Below are 17,734 nucleotides of genomic sequence, written 5' to 3'. Positions count from 1 at the left end.
AGATTAGTTAAATAAGTTTTCTATTTGCCATCTGGCAACAATGCGTTTTCTACCAAAAGGAACTGCTTTTAAACGTCCTTGTTGTATCATTCTTTGAATGGTCCATCTACTTACACCAATTAATTGAGAAGCTTCTGTAACACTTAAAAAATCTTTATTGTTTACTGCATTTGGATTGGAAACTTGAACAGCTTCTTTTTGTTGCCGCATATCCTTTGTAAGAGTAGCTTGAATTTTTTCTTTACGCTTACGTGCCTTATAAGCTTTTTTAGCGCAAGTATCACCACAGTATTTAGTTACTGTTGTACGTGCGGTAAAAGCATTACCGCAATGCTTACAGGTTTTTGGGATGTATAAATTACTGCTCATAAATGGTGCTTTATGTAGCGTTATGGTGCAACGTGGGGCAATATGGTGCATCATTTCGCCAATCTTATCGCCAACAGATTTGGGCAACAAATCCGTATTTAAGGCAACAGATATACAACAAATTTAATTAAAAAAGAGCAAAAAAGCAACAAATAAAAGAAGATTAAATTATGTAAAGTCAATAAAATCAATTCATTAACAAATAAAAGAAAGTAAGTTACTTCCCGATACAGAAATTAGCGAAAATATTCCCTAATAAATCGTCGCTTGTGATTTCTCCAGTAATTTCACCAAAATGATATAGAGCCTGACGAATGTCTATTGCTAATAAATCTCCAGACAAACCTGTTTCTAGACCTTCTTTAACTTTATCTATTTCTTCAAAAGCTTTTAATAAAGCATCATAATGTCTAGAATTTGTTACAATGGTTTCATTATTTCGTAACGCCCCAGTGTTTATTAAATTCAATAATGTACTGGTTAATTGCTCTACTCCAAAACCTGTTTTAGCTGATAAAAACTTAATATCTGTAATTTCCTCTTGCATTTTGGCAAGTTGAGTATCATCAATTTTATCAACTTTATTAGCAAGAATTATAAGTGGTTTTAAAGGGTATTTATTTTTTATTTTTTCAAGTTCTACTTTAAATAAATTGCATTGTGATTCAAACTTAGTACTATCAAATAAATAAATTACAACTTGGGCTTGTTCAATTTTCTCAAAGGTTTTTTTAATTCCAATACTCTCTACAACATCTTCCGTTTCACGAATACCAGCAGTATCAATAAACCTAAACCCTATACCTCCTATTGAAATTTCATCTTCAATAGTATCTCTGGTTGTTCCTGCTATCTCACTTACAATGGCGCGTTCTTCATTTAAGAGTGCGTTTAAAAGTGTAGATTTACCTACGTTAGGCTCTCCTACTATTGCAACAGGAATTCCGTTTTTAATCACATTTCCTACTGCAAACGAATCAATTAATCGCTTTAAAACAAAACGAATACGTTCAATTAATTCTTTAAATTGAGTTCTGTCTGCAAATTCTACATCTTCTTCTGCAAAATCTAGCTCTAATTCTATTAAAGATGCAAAATTTAAAAGTTCTTCACGAAGTTTAGCAATTTCTGAAGAAAAACCACCACGCATTTGTTGCATTGCTATTTGGTGAGAAGCTTCATTATCACTTGCAATTAAATCGGCTACTGCTTCAGCTTGACTTAAATCTAACTTTCCATTTAAAAAGGCTCGCAAGGTAAACTCTCCTGCAGATGCCATTCTACATCCTTGTCGCAGAAATAATTGAATGATTTCTTGTTGAATGTAATTTGAACCATGACAAGATATTTCAACTACATCTTCTCCAGTATATGAGTTTGGATTTTTAAAAACGGATACTAAAACTTCGTCAATTGTTCTATTACCATCAACTATATGACCTAAATGAATAGTATGAGTTTTTTGATTTTTTAATGACTTTTTACTTTTTACCGATTTAAAACAACTATCTGCAAAAGAAATAGCTTCTTTACCTGATAAACGTATAACAGCAATTGCACCAGCGCCAGAAGGTGTTGCTAAAGCGACTATGGTATCTTGATTTATCATTTAACTAAATAAATACCGTCTGGTTTTATTTCTATTTGACGTTGCTTATATAATGAACCTATAGCCTTTTTAAAGTTTTTCTTACTCATTTGCAATACTTCTTTAATAGCTTCTGGATTTGACTTATCTGTAAGATTTAAATATCCACTATTATCTTGAAGTTCTTGCATTATTCGTTCTGCGTTTGGCTCTATATTTCTATAACCAATTTGCCCTAAAGAGATATCTAGTTTATTACCTGGTCTAATTTTTTTAACTATTCCTTTTAACTTATCTCCAACACTTATATCTTTAAAAATGTTGTCTTTATAAATTAAACCTGAATGTTTTTTGTTTACTATAACATTCATACCGATATCTGATGGGTGAGACACGATTAAATCTACTTCATCAAACTCATTAACCGTAAGCACTTTATTATCTAAAAATCTATTGGTTTTACTTGATGCCACTAACCTATCGGTTTTTTCATCTAAATAACAATGTACCAAATACCAACCGCCAGGTTTCATTTTAAAAGCTTGTTCTTTAAACGGACAAAATAATTCCTTAACTAATCCCCAATCTAAAAACGCGCCATAATCAGTTACTTGGTTGCAACGTAATAATGCAAAATCGCCTTTCATTATATAAGGCATATCTGTAGTCGCAACAGGGCGTTCTTCATTATCTAAATACACAAAAACCTCCAGCTTGTCCCAAATTTTAAAGCTTTCTGGCACATATCTATTGGGAAGCAACACTTCGTTATCTTCATCATCAATTAAATATACACCATGATCTGTTTCACGAAGTATTTCCAGTGTATTTATTTCTCCTAATTTTATCATGCAGCAAAGGTAACAATATTAACAAAAGTTTGCTTCGTTGGAAATTATAATTATTATGAAAACTAAATCTTTAAAAAGGAAATATCCTGAAATAAATTCAGGACAAAAAAAAGCGCTACAATAATGTAACGCTTTTTATTTTATGTTTAAGTTCTATTTTAGTAAACAGACTCTTTTTTGAAGTGCTTTGTTAGTAAATAATATACAACAGCTCTATACTTATTACGGTTAGATTTACCATATGTTTCCATAACAGAATCAATAGCTTTATCTAAATCTGAACTATCTTTTAAACCTAATTTTTTAATAAGGAAGTTCTTTTTTACAGTAGCTAACTCAGATTCATCTGAACTTGAAACTGTTGCAGCATCTGCATTATAAATAGATGGACCACAACCAATTGTAACTTTAGTTAATAAATCCATGTCTGGTTTAACACCACATTTGTCTTTTAAATCGGAAGCATATTTTGCAATTAGCTCATCTCTTTTACTCATAATGATTTCTGTTTAATTGTTAATGAAAATTATTTTAAATTGATAACTGTTCTAAAGATAACTATTTTTTAGACACAGTAAATATTTACAAGTCACATATTTACTTTATAAATTCAAAATAATTTAAAAGGACTTCATCATTTATGTTTTTAGGTGTAAAAATTTCTAATAATTTGGGTTTATCTTCTTCAGTATAAAATGATTTTAATGACGCTTTCAAATCCTCTTTATTTGATACACTTTCGTACTTAAATCCATACATGTTACATAAATGTTCTGCTGTATGATTGTGATTAGTTTCAAAGTAAGTATTGAAATTTTCAGTGTTTTTATGTCCAGGTAAAATTCTAAAAATACCACCTCCTTGATTATTCACAACAATAACTCTGAAGCTTTTTGGAATATAGTTATTCCAAAGTGCATTGCTATCGTATAAAAAACTTAAATCTCCTGTTATAAATACAGTAGGTTTTGTGTTTGCTACGGCACACCCAACTGCTGTAGATGTACTGCCATCAATACCACTTGTTCCTCTATTACAATAAACTTCTAACGATTTATTAATTTCAAATAACTGTGTGTAACGAATTGCAGAACTATTGCTTACTTGTAAAATATAAGTATTGGGTATAGCTTTTAAAATTTCATTAAAAACTGTAAAATCTGAATACGGAATTACCTCTAAATAGTCTTTGTGCTTTTTTAATCGTGTGTTTTTAGTGTTTGTCCAAATTGTTTTATAATTGCTTTTAACATAGTGTGTCACCTTTGGTAAAAAAGCTTCAAAAAACTGGTTTGGAGTAGTTTCAATATGATTATTTAGACAGAAAAACGTATCGTTTGCCATTTTGCTATCTATATGCCAATGCTGTTTGGGTTTATATTTTCTTAGTAATTGTTTAATTTTTTTTGAAACAATTAATCCACCCAAGGTGATTAGTATATCAGGTTGTAATTGTTTTTGTTCATCTGAAGATAAAGGTGCGATAATCTGGTCTATACTAGGAAAAAAACTAGGGTGATGAAGATTAGAAGTTGTTTCTGTAAATACAATTACACTGTCATCTTCGGCAAGTTCATCAAGCCATTTATTATCAATTTCGTTTGGATTATTTACCCCAACTAAAATCATTTTTCTTGTAGCATTATTCCAATCTTCTAAACAGGATTGTATAATATGATCTTCAATTTTTGAAGGTTTAATAATTGCATCTATTGCCTTTGGAGATACACTCAATTTATCTACAGTTTCATAAAGCGGTTCATCTAAAGGAATATTTATATGTACAGGTCCTTTCTTTAAAATTGAAATGTTTATTGTTGAATTTATTGACTCTTCATTATAAATTTGAATATCTTTTTGTAAACCTAGTAAGCGTTCAAACTTATTCTCTAAATTCTTTAAAATAGGCAGTTCTTCTTGCTCAGGAACATTTTTTTCATCTTTTAAATCCAGTTTCAAGTTTGCTGAAAATAAAATATGATTTTCAAAAACATTTTTTTGGTGAATGGTTTGCCCATCTCCTATTCCTATAAGATGTTTGGGTCTATCTGCCGATAAAATTACCAATGGAATATTGCTATAAAACGCCTCGGCAACAGCCGGATAATAATTTAAAAGTGCACTACCCGAAGTACAAAGTACAGCGGTTGGCTCTTGTAATTGTTGAGCAATACCTAAAGCGAAAAACGCTGCAGCACGCTCATCTACAATACTGTAACACTTAAAATAAGAATCGTTTGTAAATCCTATAGTTAAAGGTGCATTTCTGCTACCTGGAGAAATTATAATATGTTTTATGTTTTTTGCTTTGCAAAGCTGAACAACGGTTTGTGCTAACGGAATTTTTGGGTATGTCATGTACGCATTAATCTTAGCGTAAAAATAAGAAATAGCTAACTATTATTCGAATTACAAAACATTTTTAATCACTAAAGATTTTGAAACCGTTTCTTGCCATTCACTTTCTGCATTAGAGCTTTCTGTAATGCCACCACCAACATAAATAATAGCTTGTTTATCTTTAATTTGCATACAGCGTAGATTAACATACAGTTGTGTACTTTTTTTTGTAACAGCATATGCTCTGTTTTCAATATTTCGCCTTCCAGATCTGGGTGCAACAGTTTTTTCAAAATTTAATTCACCTAAAAAACCTGTATAAAATTCACGATTGTATTCTTCATGTTTTAAAATGAACTCTTTTGCAGATTCCTTTGGTAACCCACAAACAGCAGGTGTTGGATGTAAAACACTAATAACTTCTTGTAAATTAATATTTGGCTTTAATTGTGCCGAAATTATAGTTTTTAGATGCACTAAATTTCCGGCTTTTACAGTTTCTAAATCTGAAACTTTATAACTTTCTACAGAGGGTTTTAAGTTGTTTATTATAAAATCGGTAACAAATTGCTGCTCTTGTTTTTCTTTGTTTTTCCAAACCACATCTAAAGTTCCTTTATAATCTTGCGTTCCTGCCAATGCCATTATAGAAAATCGATTACCTTCTATTTTTATTAAGGTCTCTGGTGTTGCTCCTAACCATAGTCCTACTTTAGGATGATACCAACAATACACAAAGGCAGATTTATATTTATATAGAAGGTTTTTAAAAATTGATATTGGATTAGTTCTTGAAAGATTTACAGTTTCTTGTCTAGATAGAACTACTTTTTTAAAGGCTTCATTTTTAATAGCTTCAATACCTTTATTTACAAGTTCTATGTGCTGATGCTTTTGTACTTCGTCTTCCACATTATTCTCATAATGTGACGTCTCGACTGCGCTCGACGTGACGTTAGAAACACACAAACTTTCTGAAACTTTACTAGGAATTAAAACTGTTTTTTCTAACTCATCAAAAGGAGAAAACACAAAGCCTTTTTCTGTAAAATTATTAGCAAAAAATAAGTTGTCATTACTTTGAAGCAAACCATTTACATTCGAATCGTTGGGCTTTCTATAAATTACAAAAGGTAAATTATTGTTGTATTGACGATTAATACGTTCAAAAAAATCTTCCGAAGTCATTCTTATTTTTTAGGTAATGATATGGTAGATAATTTACAAATAGAGATTAAATTATCTGCTTCATCTGTCACTCTAATATCTAATAATTGTGTTGTTCTTCCTTTGTGCAAAAATGTAGCTCTGGCATAAACAAAGCCTTCTCTAACACTTTTTAAATGATTAGCTGTAATTTCTGTACCTCTAACAAAAAGCTTCTCGGTATCCATAAAAATATGAGACGCAAAACTACCCACACTTTCTGCTAAAGCAGCTGTAGCTCCACCGTGTAAAACACCATCTGGTTGGTAAACCCTTGAGTTTACTGGCATTCTGGCAACCAAAAAATCATCACCATAATCAACCATCTCAATATTTAAGGTTTCCATTAAGGTGTTTTTGAAAGAATTATTAGCTTTTTCTAATATTTCAGCTTTAGTTAAGTTCATCAAATTAAAGTATTTTAGTGGTGTAAAAATACAAAACGAAACCCTAAAATGAATTCTGCCGAAAAAGAAATATCCTATACTTCTATAAAACCCTATAACACACTAAATTCTCTCACAAAAAAAACAAAAAATGTATGGTTTGTATGTCATGGTATGGGCTATTTAAGTCGATATTTTATACAATATTTTAAAGGATTGAATACAGATGAAAACTATATAATTGCACCACAAGCTCCAAACACCTATTACCAAGGAAAAGATTTTAAACATGTTGGCGCAAGTTGGCTTACAAGAGAAAACACAAAAACTGAAATAAAAAATATATTAGAATATTTTAATGCTATTTTAAACGCTGAAAACATTCCTGAAGATGTAAATCTTATTGTTTTTGGGTATTTTCAGGGTGTAAGTGTAGCATCTCGTTTTGTAGCAAAAAAGCAAATGCAATGTTCGCAATTGGTTTTACATTCTGGAGGTATACCAAAAGAATTAAAATCAGATGATTTTAAATTTTTAAAAGCCAAAGTATCTTTAATTTATGGTGATAAAGATGAATACATTACTAAAGAACGTTTAGAATATGAAAACACCCGAGCTAAAGAATTATTTGGTAAAGATGTAACTATTATTAATTTTGATGGAGTACACGAAGTAAATACTAAAATAATAAACAACTTAGTTTAATATGACAGCTCCTAACCTTGAGAATAATCGTGTAAAACTTACACTATTAGATTTAAGCAATTACAAGCATTTAACCCAAATTGCGCAACAAGAAAAATTAGTGCAATATTCGCCAACTAAAGTTGACACACCAGAAGATTTAAAAGATTATGTACAAACAGCTGTAGACAACTACTACCATAAAACCGCTATACCTTTTATAATTTTTGATAAACAAAAAAATGCACATGCTGGTTGTACACGGTACATGAATATAAATTGGAAAAATAAAGTTTTAGAAATAGGTTCTACATGGATTGGTAGAGAATTTCAAGGTACAGGATTAAATAAAAACATGAAATTTTTAATGCTTGAATATGCGTTTGAAACTTTAAAATTTGATAAAGTTGCTTTTCGTGCAGATGAACGCAATATACCTTCTAGAAAAGCCATAGAAAAAATTGGAGCAACACTAGAAGGTATTTTACGAAAAGATATTCTTATGCTTGACGGATTTAAACGCAATACTTGTTGTTACGGCATTTTAAAAGAAGAATGGCCTGATATTAAAACAACTATTTTTAATGATTTATATCACTAACTAACCAAACGTTTAATTATTTCCTTAGTTGGTAAAATTTCTTTTGTGTGCTCAATACTTGGTCCTGCAACCCAAACCGTTTTATAAGTAGCTTTGGTAGCTGCATTTTTTGTAGCATTCATACCAATAGAAAAACGAATCATTTTCACCCACTTTTTTAGTTTTTTATTTTTATTTAAAACAGATTCTAACCAGGTTTGCTTTGTTCCTATTTTTTTAACATAAGGTGTATTTATAACAGTACATGGTGTTCCAGAAATACGCTCTGTCATTACAATGTCTTCAGAGCCATAATCAACACAAGCTTGTTTGTACTCATCGGTTACATTTGCTTCAATTGATGCAATAAACGGACTTCCAACTGATACACCATCGGCTCCATAACTTATCATTTTATCAATATCTGCTTTACAACCAACACCTCCTGCAGAAATTACAGGTATTCTACAATTTGAGCTCAATTCTTTTATTAATTGTTCAGGTGAAATATTTCCTCTATGTCCACCTGCTTCATTATTTACAGCAATAATAGCATCGGCGCCTAAATCTTCTACTTTTTTAGCAAACTTTAAATCTACTACATCGCAAAAAACTTTTATTCCAGCTTTATGAGCTTGTTTAATGGTTTCTTCAGGACTTCCTAAAGATGTAATTATAAAATCACAACCTTCCTCACAAATCACTTCTAATTGTCCTTTATACTTTACATTAGATTTATTTACAATTAAGTTGAAACCAAAAGAGCCACCTTCAGGTTTTGCAGCTTTCAATTCTTTTAACGCAACTCTTAATTCATCTAGTGTTCTATAATTTAATGCAGGTATACAACCTGCAATTCCACCATTCATAGCTTCCTTAACCATAGCTACATTTGAAACCAAAAACATAGGAGCTTGAATTATCGGATATTTTATATTTAGAAGTTTTGTGATCATAATTACTTTTTCTCAAATATAGTAAATTATTATGCATGCATAGTAATTGATAATCAAATAGTTATAAAAAAAAGCATGAAAATATATTGTAATAAACTCATTTTATGATATTTATCATTGTTTTATTATGCATGCATAGTTAATTTTAAATTGTTTAAAAAATAAAACCATCAACACCATGAAAAAACTAATTTTAGGTTTATTAATTTTTGGATTAACCACCCAAGTCTATTCGCAAAATATTGAAACAGAAGAACTGGAAGAAACAGTTATATCTATTAATTACAAATACCTAAATGCAGTTGATTCTTTATCTACTCCTATTGCAGTAAAACGATTAGAAGAAAAAGTAATAAACTACGATAGCTCAGAATTAGCTGAACTATATGTTGACAAAAATGATACTTATAGTGTATCATTTTATATTCCTGAAGGAAAAATTGTAGCTGCTTATGATATAGATGGAAAAATTGTAAGAACTATTGAAAAATATAATAATATAAAATTACCATTAGTTGTAACACAAGCTATAACAAAACGTTTTCCAAATTGGGGAATTATTGAAGATGTATACCTTATTAAATTCCATTGTGATGAAGATCATTTAAAACAAGTATATAAAGTAAAACTTAAAAATGAAGATGAAATCATGACTGTTAAAACTAACGAAAAAGGGGAATTTATATAACTTTCATTCTATATACTGTATTAAAAACGCATCCAAAAAATGGATGCGTTTTTTAGTTTGTTTCATGATTTACTTGAAAATTGTAATAATATCTATTGCTTTTCTTAACCTCTTCTCACTGATAAATATCATTGCAAGAGAGAGTTCAAAAATTTAACTTCAGTTTACTAATTATAAATCTATCATATCATGAAAAAATTAATTTTTAGTCTGATTATTTTTAGTCTGACTTTCGAAGTGTATTCCCAAATAACACAGCTCCCAGAGGTAGTTATTACAGCTGTAAACTACAAATACTTAAGCTCTGTTGATACTGAAGATACAGATCTATCAGTTCAAATGCTTGAAGAAAAAGTAGCGATGTACGATTTAAAAAACTCTGAACTTTATAGTGATGAATACGATACCTATACCGTATCATTCTATATTCCAGATGGAAAAATAGTAGCTGCGTATGATAAAGATGGTAAAATTTTAAGAACTATTGAAAGATTTACAAATGTAAAATTACCAAATGATGTACAAAAAGCTATTAATAAAAGGTTTCCAAATTGGACTCTAGCAAAAGATGTTTATTCTGTTACTTATCATGCAGGAAAAGATAGAGTTAAAAAACAATACAAGGTGAAACTTGAAAATGGAGATGAAGTAGTTAGAGTAAAATTAGATGAACAAGGTGATTTTTTATAAACCTTAAACATCCAAAATAAAAAAAGTGCAAACAAATTTATAATTGCACTTTTTTTATGCGTTATCCTTAAATCTATAATAACCACATTTTAAATAGGCTCCTTCAGGAAAACTAATAGGGTGGTCAATATCATGTTGAGTTTTTAATATAACTTCATATGCTCTATTTGATGAGGATAATGTTTGACTATTAATATCAAAAAAAGCTTGACTAACAACTCTTGAAGAACATGATGCCAAAACTAGTAATCCATTTTTGGCTGTTAACTTCTCGCCTAATTCTGCTAATTGGGCATACTTTTTTTTAGCTAATTCAATTTCAGAATTTTGTTTAGCAAAACTAGGTGGATCGATTACAACTACATCAAACGTAATTTTGTTTTTAATGAGTTTTTTTAATTCTTCAAAAGCATCTCCAGTTATAGTTTTATGTTTTCCCGTGTAATGATTTAATTTACCATTTTGAATGGCAATTTCCAGTGCTTGTTTACTAATATCTAAACTCGTTACTTCTTTAGCTCCATTGGCCAGAGCATGAACCGAAAATCCACCAGCATAACTAAACACATCTAAAACCGTTTTACCTTTACTCCACTCACCTACTTGTTTTCTGTTAGCTCGATGATCTAAAAAATAGCCGGTTTTATGACCTTTTATAACATTTGCTAAAAAATTAACACCATGTTCTACAAACTCAACAACTTCATTTTCAAGTGTACCATATACAACGTCTCCATTTTTTAGCTGATGCGCTTCTGATTGTTCTAGACTTCTACTTAAACGTATAACAACTGTTTCAACCTTTGAAATGTCTTGTAAACTTGGAAGAATAGTTTCCAAATAAGGCAACCATATTTCTGAATAAATTTTAACGACTAAAACAGAAGCATAAACATCTGCAATTAAGCCCGGAAACCCATCATTTTCGCCAAATAATAAACGGTAACTATTGGTTTTGGTTTTAAGCAATGGCTTTCTAATTTGATAAGCTTTTTTTATTTTATTTCTGAAAAACACTTCATTTATTTCAACTTTTTCAGTGCCACTGTGAAGCATTTTAATTTGTATTGGAGATTTGTCATCATACAAACCTAAACCAATAACCTTGTTTTTATTCTTACCAAAAATAATTGCTAAATCACCAGACTTTGCATCATCATTAATTTTAGTAATATTATTTGAAAACACCCAAGGATGGCCTTTAAGCACAAACTGCTCTCCCTTAGAATTGAGTTTTATTGCTAAGCGTTTAGGCTTATAATTTGAATTAATTTTAGAAGAAAATGGCATTATTTATATTTCGTGTAAAAGTAAAGGTTTAAAACAAAAAAACGCAACCTGAATAGGTTGCGTTTTAATTATTACTTCAGACTTTTAGTTTTATTTCACTTCTTCAAAGTCTACGTCTTCAACATCACTACCTTCATTTGCATCACCGTTTTGGCTAGCATCTGGTCCTGGTTGTGCGCCTCCAGCTTGCTGAGCTTCAGCTTGTGCTTTGTACATTTCTTCACTGGCTACTTTCCAAGCTTCGTTTATCTTATCTAAAGCAGGCGTAATAACCGCTAAATCTTTAGTTTCGTAAGCTTTTTTCAATTCTTCTAAAGCGTCAACTATTGGCTGTTTTTTATCATCAGATAATTTATCACCAAACTCTTCTAATTGTTTTTCCGTTTGGAAAATCATAGAATCTGCTTCGTTTAATTTTTGAGCAGTTTCTGCTGCAGCTTTATCTGCTTCTGCATTTGCTTCTGCATCAGCTTTCATTTTTTGAATTTCATCTTCAGTCAATCCAGATGAAGCTTCAATTCTAATATCTTGTTTCTTACCAGTCGCTTTATCTTCAGCAGATACTTTTATAATACCGTTGGCATCAATATCAAACGTTACTTCAATTTGAGGTGTACCACGTCTTGCTGGTGGAATACCATCTAAGTGAAAACGTCCAATAGTTTTGTTATCGGCAGCCATAGCTCTTTCTCCTTGTAACACATGAATTTCTACAGAAGGCTGATTATCTGCCGCTGTTGAGAATACTTGTGATTTTTTAGTAGGAATGGTTGTATTCGCTTCAATAAGCTTTGTGAATACATTACCCATAGTTTCGATTCCAAGAGATAATGGTGTTACGTCTAATAATAATACATCTTTAACATCTCCTGTTAATACACCACCTTGAATACCAGCTCCTAGAGATACAACTTCATCTGGGTTTACACCTTTACTTGGTGCTTTTCCAAAGAATTTCTCTACTGCTGCTTGTACTGCAGGAATACGTGTAGAACCACCTACTAAAATAACCTCGTCAATATCAGATTTTGATAAACCAGCTGCTTTTAATGCAGACTCACATGGCTCGATAGTTCGTTTTACTAAATCGTCAATTAATTGCTCAAATTTAGAACGTGTCAATGTGCGCACTAAGTGTTTTGGTCCACTAGCAGTTGCTGTAATATATGGTAAATTGATTTCTGTTTGAGCAGAAGAAGATAATTCTATCTTAGCTTTTTCTGCAGCTTCTTTTAAACGTTGTAAAGACATAGGATCTTTTCTTAAATCCATAGACTCTTCAGCATTAAACTCATCTGCTAACCAGTTAATGATTTTTTCATCTACATCATCACCACCTAAGTGTGTATCACCATCTGTAGACAATACTTCAAATACACCATCTCCTAATTCAAGAATAGATACATCATGTGTTCCTCCACCAAAATCAAATACTACTATTTTTTGGTCAGTACCTTTTTTGTCCATTCCATAAGCTAATGCCGCTGCAGTAGGCTCATTAATAATACGCTCTACTTTTAAACCTGCAATTTCTCCAGCTTCTTTAGTTGCTTGACGCTGACTATCATTAAAATATGCAGGTACTGTAATTACCGCTCTACTTACATCTGTTCCTAAATAATCTTCGGCAGTTTTCTTCATTTTTTGAAGAATCATTGCACTTAATTCTTGAGGTGTATATAAGCGTCCTTCAATATCAACTCTAGGTGTGTCATTATCACCTTTTACTACTTTATAAGGTACGCGTTCTGCTTCTTTTTTAGATTCAGAATATTTGTTTCCCATAAAACGTTTAATCGAATAAACCGTTTTAGTAGGATTAGTTACTGCTTGTCTTTTTGCTGGGTCACCAACTTTAATTTCACCGCCTTCTACAAAAGCAATTACAGATGGTGTTGTTCTTTTTCCCTCAGCATTAGGAATAACTACCGGCTCATTACCTTCCATCACAGAAACGCAAGAGTTGGTTGTTCCTAAATCGATTCCAATAATTTTACTCATAATATTTTTATGCTTTAATTGTGTTGAATGTTCATTTTTAATTCGATTTGTATAAGTCAATCATTATGCCAACTAAAAAATGCTGACACGATGTCAGCATTCAATTAAAATATCTGTATTATTTCATTGGTGTTACATGGTAAATTGCCTTAATAATCTAAGGTAATTATCTTATTCTTTCCCACAAGTTGAGCGACGTCTGGTGTCAATTAAATAAATAATTTTCCATTGGTCTCCATCTTTAAAAAGCTGAAACGAATTAACTCCACAATGACTAAATGTATCGTTATACCAAAACTCATAAGGTGTCCAAGCATTAGCCATATTACCATCAACTTTAATGCTATAATCTAACAAACGTTCATCCCATTTTTGATCTATAGGTCTACTCGCAATTGCATTAATAAGTTTTCCAGGTTCATCTGTTACTAAAATGTCTTTACCTTCTTTATTCTTATAAGCGGTTTGCATGAGTATTTTATCCATCATAACCGATTTCATTAGTGTAGTATCTCCTTTATGAAACCCTTCAAAAAAAGTATCAACTGCTGCCTTAACTTTAGTTTCCTCTACTTCATTCTGTCCAAACAAAGCTGATGTAATTAGAAATGCCAGATAAAATATTACGCGTGCCATAAATTATAATTTTAAACTAAAATAACTTATAACAAACAATGAAGCTACATATTAAAGAAAAGTTTAACAAAACCTAATTTCTACCAAATTTCGTTTAACCCATTTTTTAAAGCTTCTTGATATTTTTTTAAATTAAAACTATATAAATCTGGAGCTTTATGTGCTCCACCTTTTCTTGTTTCGTCTAACTTATTCAAAATATCATAGCGCAACATTTTACGGTAAAAATTACCACGATTTAATTTTTTGCCTAATATTTTTTCATAAAGTTTTTGAAGCTCTGGCATTGTAAATTTTTCTGGTAGTAAATTATAACCTATAGGCTTATGCACTAATTGTTTTCTTAAAGTGATTAAAGCCTTATCAAAAATAAAACGATGATCCATCATAAGTTCAGGTAAGTCCTCTATAGATCTCCACTCACAATTTGTTGAAAGAAAATCAACTTTTGGAGTTACTTTAGAAAAATCTACCAAGGCATAATATCCAATAGAAACAAAACGTTGCTTATGCCATAAATCATCTGAGAAATCTTTAAAAAATCCTTCAGAACGATTTAAATTCCCAAAAACTCTAAATTGTTGTAGATAAATATCGTCTGCTCCGGTTCTTTCCTTCAATATTCTAATTGCAGCATCATTTATGGCTTCATCCTTTAAAATATATCCTCCTGGTAATCCCCAAAGCACATTATCTTTCATTTTTAAGATTAACACCTTTAGAGTAGCATCATGAAATCCAAACACCACACAATCTATCGATAGATTTGGTAAATAGATTTCCCATGATTCTTTTGATTTTTCTTCAAGTATTCTTTTAAAATCCATAAAATTTAATTCTAAACAAAACTAATAATTTGATTATAACTTTCATTTTTTAATTCATATCAAATATATTCTTCACTTGATTTGGTAATATAAAGAATATATTTTATATTGCTTCATTATGAAGCAATAAATAATTAAACTAAATACTAATGAAAACCAATAGACTAAATAAGTTGATAAAGACTTCTCTTCTATCTCTTTTAATTATTACAGGGATTTCTTGTAAGAACAATAAAAAAGTTTCAGAAGAAAAAGAACATCAAACCATAACATTAAATGGCCACACATTTAAGGACTTGAACAATAATGGAGAGCTAGATGCTTATGAAGATTCGCGTTTAACAATAGAAGAACGAGTACAAGATTTAATTGAAAAATTAACAGATGAAGAAAAAGCCGATTTAGTTGTAGGGATTGGTATGCCTGGGTTTGATTTTGAAACTATGCAATTTTCACCAAATGCAGATTTAGGAAAAGTACCTGGTTCTGCAGGTGGCACAAAAGCTATAGAAAGATTAGGATTACCTTCTATAATTGTTGCAGATGGTCCTGCAGGATTAAGAATAAGTCCAGAGCGTAAAAATGATACTAACACCTATTTTGCAACTGCTTTTCCTGTAGGAACTGCATTAGCTTCAACATGGAATGAAACACTAATAAATAGTGTAGGTAAAGCTATGGGTAACGAAGTAAAAGAGTATGGTGTAGATGTTATTTTAGGCCCTGGAATGAATATTCATAGAAATCCATTATGTGGAAGAAACTTCGAATATTATTCAGAAGACCCTGTGCAATCAGGCAAAATTGCTGCTGCTATGGTAAATGGTATACAGTCTAATGGTGTAGGTACATCAATAAAACATTATGTTGCCAATAACCAAGAGCGAAACCGAATGGGTATAAATGCTCATGTTAGCGAAAGAGCAATGAGAGAAATTTATTTAAGAGGTTTCGAAATTACTGTTAAAGACGCACAACCATGGACAATTATGTCTTCTTACAACTTAGTTAATGGCACTTATACTTCTTCTAGTAAAGATTTGTTAACTACAATTTTAAGAGATGAGTGGGGATTTAAAGGTTTAGTTATGACAGATTGGTTTGGTGGTTATAACAATTCTCATTTCAATCCAGATATTTTAAAAAATGAAGTTAGTGATGTTGCTAGTCAACTAGCAGCTGGTAATGATTTATTAATGCCTGGGCTTCCTAAACAAAAAGAGACCATTATAAAAAATGTAGAAGCTGGTAATATTACCAATGAAACTATTAATACTAATTTAAAAAGAGTATTAGCATTAGTGCTGAAGTCTCCTGCAATGAACAATTACAAATTTTCAAACAAACCTGACTTAAAAGAACACGCAGACATTACAAGACAAGTGGCAGCCGAAGCAACTATTTTATTAAAGAACGATAATAACACATTGCCTTTTAATTCAAAATCATCTTCTTTAGCAGTTTTTGGTAATACCTCATACAATTTTATAGCAGGCGGAACAGGAAGTGGTGATGTAAATGAAGCCTATACAATATCGTTAATTGAAGGATTAACAAATGCTGGGTTTTCTATAGACAAAGAGCTTGAAGGTATATATGTACCCTATGTTGAAAAGCAAAATGAAGAAGAAATGGCACGTAGAGAAAAAGAGGGTGGAATATTAGCAGTGCCAAAAAGAATTCCAGAATTAGAATTAGATAAATCAACAATACAGAACAAAGCAAATTCATCAGAAATAGCCATAATCACTATTGGTAGAAATGCTGGCGAATCTGGAGACAGAAAAGTAGAAGAAGATTTTAACTTAGCTCAAGATGAAGTTAATTTAATAAATAATGTTTCAGAAGCATTTCATGCTAAAGGCAAAAAAGTTGTTGTTGTTTTAAATATTGGTGGTGTTATTGAAACTGCTAGTTGGAAAAATAAAGTAGATGCTATTATATTACCTTGGCAACCAGGACAAGAAGGTGGTAATTCTGTAGCAGATGTATTTACTGGTAAAGTTGCACCTTCTGGTAAATTAACCATGACATTTCCTGTAAACTACGAAGATGCTATTGCTACGAAAAACTGGATAGGAACTCCTGCCGATAACCCAACCAGTGTTTCTTACGAAGAAGGTATTTATGTAGGCTATCGCTATTTTAACACCTTTAACGTAAAACCTTCTTATGAGTTTGGTTACGGTTTATCTTATACTACGTTTGATTATTCTAACCTTACTTTAAACACTAAAACATTTACAGATAAAATTAGTGTTTCAGTAAATATCACTAACACAGGTAAAACCGCTGGAAAAGAAGTTGTACAACTCTATTTATCTGCACCAGAAAAATCAATCGATAAACCAAAAGAAGAGCTAAAAGCCTTTGGTAAAACTAAAGTATTACAACCTGGTGAAAGTCAAACTATAACTTTAACTCTAAATGCTAAAGATTTAGCATCTTTTGTTCCAAATAGAAATGCATGGGTTGCTGATGCTGGAACTTATAAATTACTAATAGGTGCATCATCATTAAATATTAAACAAACTGTAGAATTTTCAGTAGAAAATGAAATAGTTGCTGAAAAAACAAACCCAACATTAGCTCTTGATATACAATTTACTGATTTGAAGCATTAGTTTTTTTAAACTAATTAA

At 30.9% G+C, this 17,734-nt stretch carries 17 protein-coding genes; 5 read left to right on the top strand and 12 right to left on the bottom strand.

Annotation, left to right across the window (positions count from 1 at the left end):
* Positions 1–3: 3 nt before the first annotated feature.
* From MBM09_RS08630 to MBM09_RS08600, 7 genes are all read right to left on the bottom strand, one after another.
* Positions 4–456, bottom strand: coding sequence for a helix-turn-helix domain-containing protein (locus MBM09_RS08630; protein ID WP_238673302.1), 453 nt, complete (start codon positions 454–456; stop codon positions 4–6).
* 130 nt (positions 457–586) lie between these two features.
* Complete coding sequence (gene mnmE, locus MBM09_RS08625; protein ID WP_238673301.1) at positions 587–1,978, bottom strand: tRNA uridine-5-carboxymethylaminomethyl(34) synthesis GTPase MnmE; 1,392 nt, start codon at positions 1,976–1,978, stop codon at positions 587–589.
* The gene (locus MBM09_RS08620) at positions 1,975–2,808 is read right to left on the bottom strand and encodes a S1 RNA-binding domain-containing protein (protein WP_238673300.1); all 834 of its coding nucleotides are present in this window, start codon (positions 2,806–2,808) and stop codon (positions 1,975–1,977) included. Before MBM09_RS08620 ends, mnmE begins: the two co-directional genes overlap by 4 nt.
* Before the next feature lie 158 nt (positions 2,809–2,966).
* Positions 2,967–3,305, bottom strand: a complete 339-nt coding sequence (locus MBM09_RS08615; protein WP_238673299.1) for a DUF2853 family protein — start codon at positions 3,303–3,305, stop codon at positions 2,967–2,969.
* 100 nt (positions 3,306–3,405) lie between these two features.
* Positions 3,406–5,166, bottom strand: coding sequence for a 2-succinyl-5-enolpyruvyl-6-hydroxy-3-cyclohexene-1-carboxylic-acid synthase (gene menD, locus MBM09_RS08610; protein WP_238673298.1), 1,761 nt, complete (start codon positions 5,164–5,166; stop codon positions 3,406–3,408).
* Between the two features lie 51 nt (positions 5,167–5,217).
* Positions 5,218–6,336 (bottom strand): chorismate-binding protein, encoded by a 1,119-nt coding sequence (locus tag MBM09_RS08605; protein WP_238673297.1) that lies wholly within the window; start codon positions 6,334–6,336, stop codon positions 5,218–5,220.
* Between the two features lie 2 nt (positions 6,337–6,338).
* The gene (locus MBM09_RS08600) at positions 6,339–6,761 is read right to left on the bottom strand and encodes a PaaI family thioesterase (RefSeq protein WP_238673296.1); all 423 of its coding nucleotides are present in this window, start codon (positions 6,759–6,761) and stop codon (positions 6,339–6,341) included.
* Between the two features lie 48 nt (positions 6,762–6,809).
* On the opposite strand from MBM09_RS08600, the gene MBM09_RS08595 reads away from it, so the two are divergent.
* Entirely contained in the window at positions 6,810–7,445 is a 636-nt protein-coding gene (locus MBM09_RS08595) for an alpha/beta hydrolase (protein ID WP_238673295.1), read from the top strand.
* Between the two features lies 1 nt (position 7,446).
* Entirely contained in the window at positions 7,447–8,025 is a 579-nt protein-coding gene (locus MBM09_RS08590) for a GNAT family N-acetyltransferase (protein ID WP_238673294.1), read from the top strand.
* Here the strand turns inward: MBM09_RS08590 and MBM09_RS08585 are convergent.
* Positions 8,022–8,960 carry a nitronate monooxygenase family protein gene (locus tag MBM09_RS08585; protein WP_238673293.1) on the bottom strand — a complete coding sequence of 313 codons (939 nt, stop codon included), beginning with the start codon at positions 8,958–8,960 and terminating at the stop codon, positions 8,022–8,024. The two genes, MBM09_RS08590 and MBM09_RS08585, sit on opposite strands and share 4 nt — an antisense overlap.
* Before the next feature lie 178 nt (positions 8,961–9,138).
* On the opposite strand from MBM09_RS08585, the gene MBM09_RS08580 reads away from it, so the two are divergent.
* Together MBM09_RS08580 and MBM09_RS08575 are read left to right on the top strand one after the other, a co-directional pair.
* Entirely contained in the window at positions 9,139–9,648 is a 510-nt protein-coding gene (locus MBM09_RS08580; RefSeq protein WP_238673292.1) for a nicotinate-nucleotide adenylyltransferase, read from the top strand.
* Between the two features lie 189 nt (positions 9,649–9,837).
* Positions 9,838–10,338, top strand: coding sequence for a nicotinate-nucleotide adenylyltransferase (locus MBM09_RS08575; protein ID WP_238673291.1), 501 nt, complete (start codon positions 9,838–9,840; stop codon positions 10,336–10,338).
* A 54-nt stretch (positions 10,339–10,392) separates the two neighbouring features.
* On the opposite strand, the gene MBM09_RS08570 is transcribed toward MBM09_RS08575, so the two are convergent.
* From MBM09_RS08570 to MBM09_RS08555, 4 genes are all read right to left on the bottom strand, one after another.
* On the bottom strand, positions 10,393–11,628 hold the full coding sequence (locus MBM09_RS08570) for a class I SAM-dependent rRNA methyltransferase (protein ID WP_238673290.1): 1,236 nt from the start codon (positions 11,626–11,628) through the stop codon (positions 10,393–10,395).
* Between the two features lie 90 nt (positions 11,629–11,718).
* Positions 11,719–13,629: a molecular chaperone DnaK gene (gene dnaK / locus MBM09_RS08565; RefSeq protein ID WP_238673289.1), complete on the bottom strand. Its 1,911-nt coding sequence runs from the start codon at positions 13,627–13,629 to the stop codon at positions 11,719–11,721.
* Positions 13,630–13,800: 171 nt separating this feature from the next.
* Positions 13,801–14,265: a nuclear transport factor 2 family protein gene (locus MBM09_RS08560; RefSeq protein WP_238673288.1), complete on the bottom strand. Its 465-nt coding sequence runs from the start codon at positions 14,263–14,265 to the stop codon at positions 13,801–13,803.
* An 80-nt stretch (positions 14,266–14,345) separates the two neighbouring features.
* On the bottom strand, positions 14,346–15,092 hold the full coding sequence (locus MBM09_RS08555) for an NUDIX domain-containing protein (RefSeq protein WP_238673287.1): 747 nt from the start codon (positions 15,090–15,092) through the stop codon (positions 14,346–14,348).
* Positions 15,093–15,241: 149 nt separating this feature from the next.
* On the opposite strand from MBM09_RS08555, the gene MBM09_RS08550 reads away from it, so the two are divergent.
* Positions 15,242–17,716 carry a glycoside hydrolase family 3 C-terminal domain-containing protein gene (locus MBM09_RS08550; RefSeq protein WP_238673286.1) on the top strand — a complete coding sequence of 825 codons (2,475 nt, stop codon included), beginning with the start codon at positions 15,242–15,244 and terminating at the stop codon, positions 17,714–17,716.
* The last annotated feature ends 18 nt before the right edge of the window (positions 17,717–17,734 follow it).

The sequence above is a fragment of the Flaviramulus sp. BrNp1-15 genome (assembly GCF_022259695.1).
Taxonomy (GTDB): Bacteria; Bacteroidota; Bacteroidia; order Flavobacteriales; family Flavobacteriaceae; genus BrNp1-15.
This window is presented reverse-complemented; position numbering and strand designations above follow the sequence as displayed.

Bases quoted from the DNA above. Each gene is read 5' to 3' on its own strand.
- mnmE (WP_238673301.1), bottom strand. From the start codon at position 1,978: ATGATAAATCAAGATACCATAGTCGCTTTAGCAACACCTTCTGGCGCT.
- dnaK (WP_238673289.1), bottom strand. From the start codon at position 13,629: ATGAGTAAAATTATTGGAATCGATTTAGGAACAACCAACTCTTGCGTT.
- MBM09_RS08555 (WP_238673287.1), bottom strand. From the start codon at position 15,092: ATGGATTTTAAAAGAATACTTGAAGAAAAATCAAAAGAATCATGGGAA.
- MBM09_RS08570 (WP_238673290.1), bottom strand. From the start codon at position 11,628: ATGCCATTTTCTTCTAAAATTAATTCAAATTATAAGCCTAAACGCTTA.
- MBM09_RS08560 (WP_238673288.1), bottom strand. From the start codon at position 14,265: ATGGCACGCGTAATATTTTATCTGGCATTTCTAATTACATCAGCTTTG.
- MBM09_RS08605 (WP_238673297.1), bottom strand. From the start codon at position 6,336: ATGACTTCGGAAGATTTTTTTGAACGTATTAATCGTCAATACAACAAT.
- MBM09_RS08575 (WP_238673291.1), top strand. From the start codon at position 9,838: ATGAAAAAATTAATTTTTAGTCTGATTATTTTTAGTCTGACTTTCGAA.
- MBM09_RS08580 (WP_238673292.1), top strand. From the start codon at position 9,139: ATGAAAAAACTAATTTTAGGTTTATTAATTTTTGGATTAACCACCCAA.
- MBM09_RS08595 (WP_238673295.1), top strand. From the start codon at position 6,810: ATGAATTCTGCCGAAAAAGAAATATCCTATACTTCTATAAAACCCTAT.
- MBM09_RS08615 (WP_238673299.1), bottom strand. From the start codon at position 3,305: ATGAGTAAAAGAGATGAGCTAATTGCAAAATATGCTTCCGATTTAAAA.
- MBM09_RS08620 (WP_238673300.1), bottom strand. From the start codon at position 2,808: ATGATAAAATTAGGAGAAATAAATACACTGGAAATACTTCGTGAAACA.
- MBM09_RS08550 (WP_238673286.1), top strand. From the start codon at position 15,242: ATGAAAACCAATAGACTAAATAAGTTGATAAAGACTTCTCTTCTATCT.
- menD (WP_238673298.1), bottom strand. From the start codon at position 5,166: ATGACATACCCAAAAATTCCGTTAGCACAAACCGTTGTTCAGCTTTGC.
- MBM09_RS08600 (WP_238673296.1), bottom strand. From the start codon at position 6,761: ATGAACTTAACTAAAGCTGAAATATTAGAAAAAGCTAATAATTCTTTC.
- MBM09_RS08590 (WP_238673294.1), top strand. From the start codon at position 7,447: ATGACAGCTCCTAACCTTGAGAATAATCGTGTAAAACTTACACTATTA.
- MBM09_RS08585 (WP_238673293.1), bottom strand. From the start codon at position 8,960: ATGATCACAAAACTTCTAAATATAAAATATCCGATAATTCAAGCTCCT.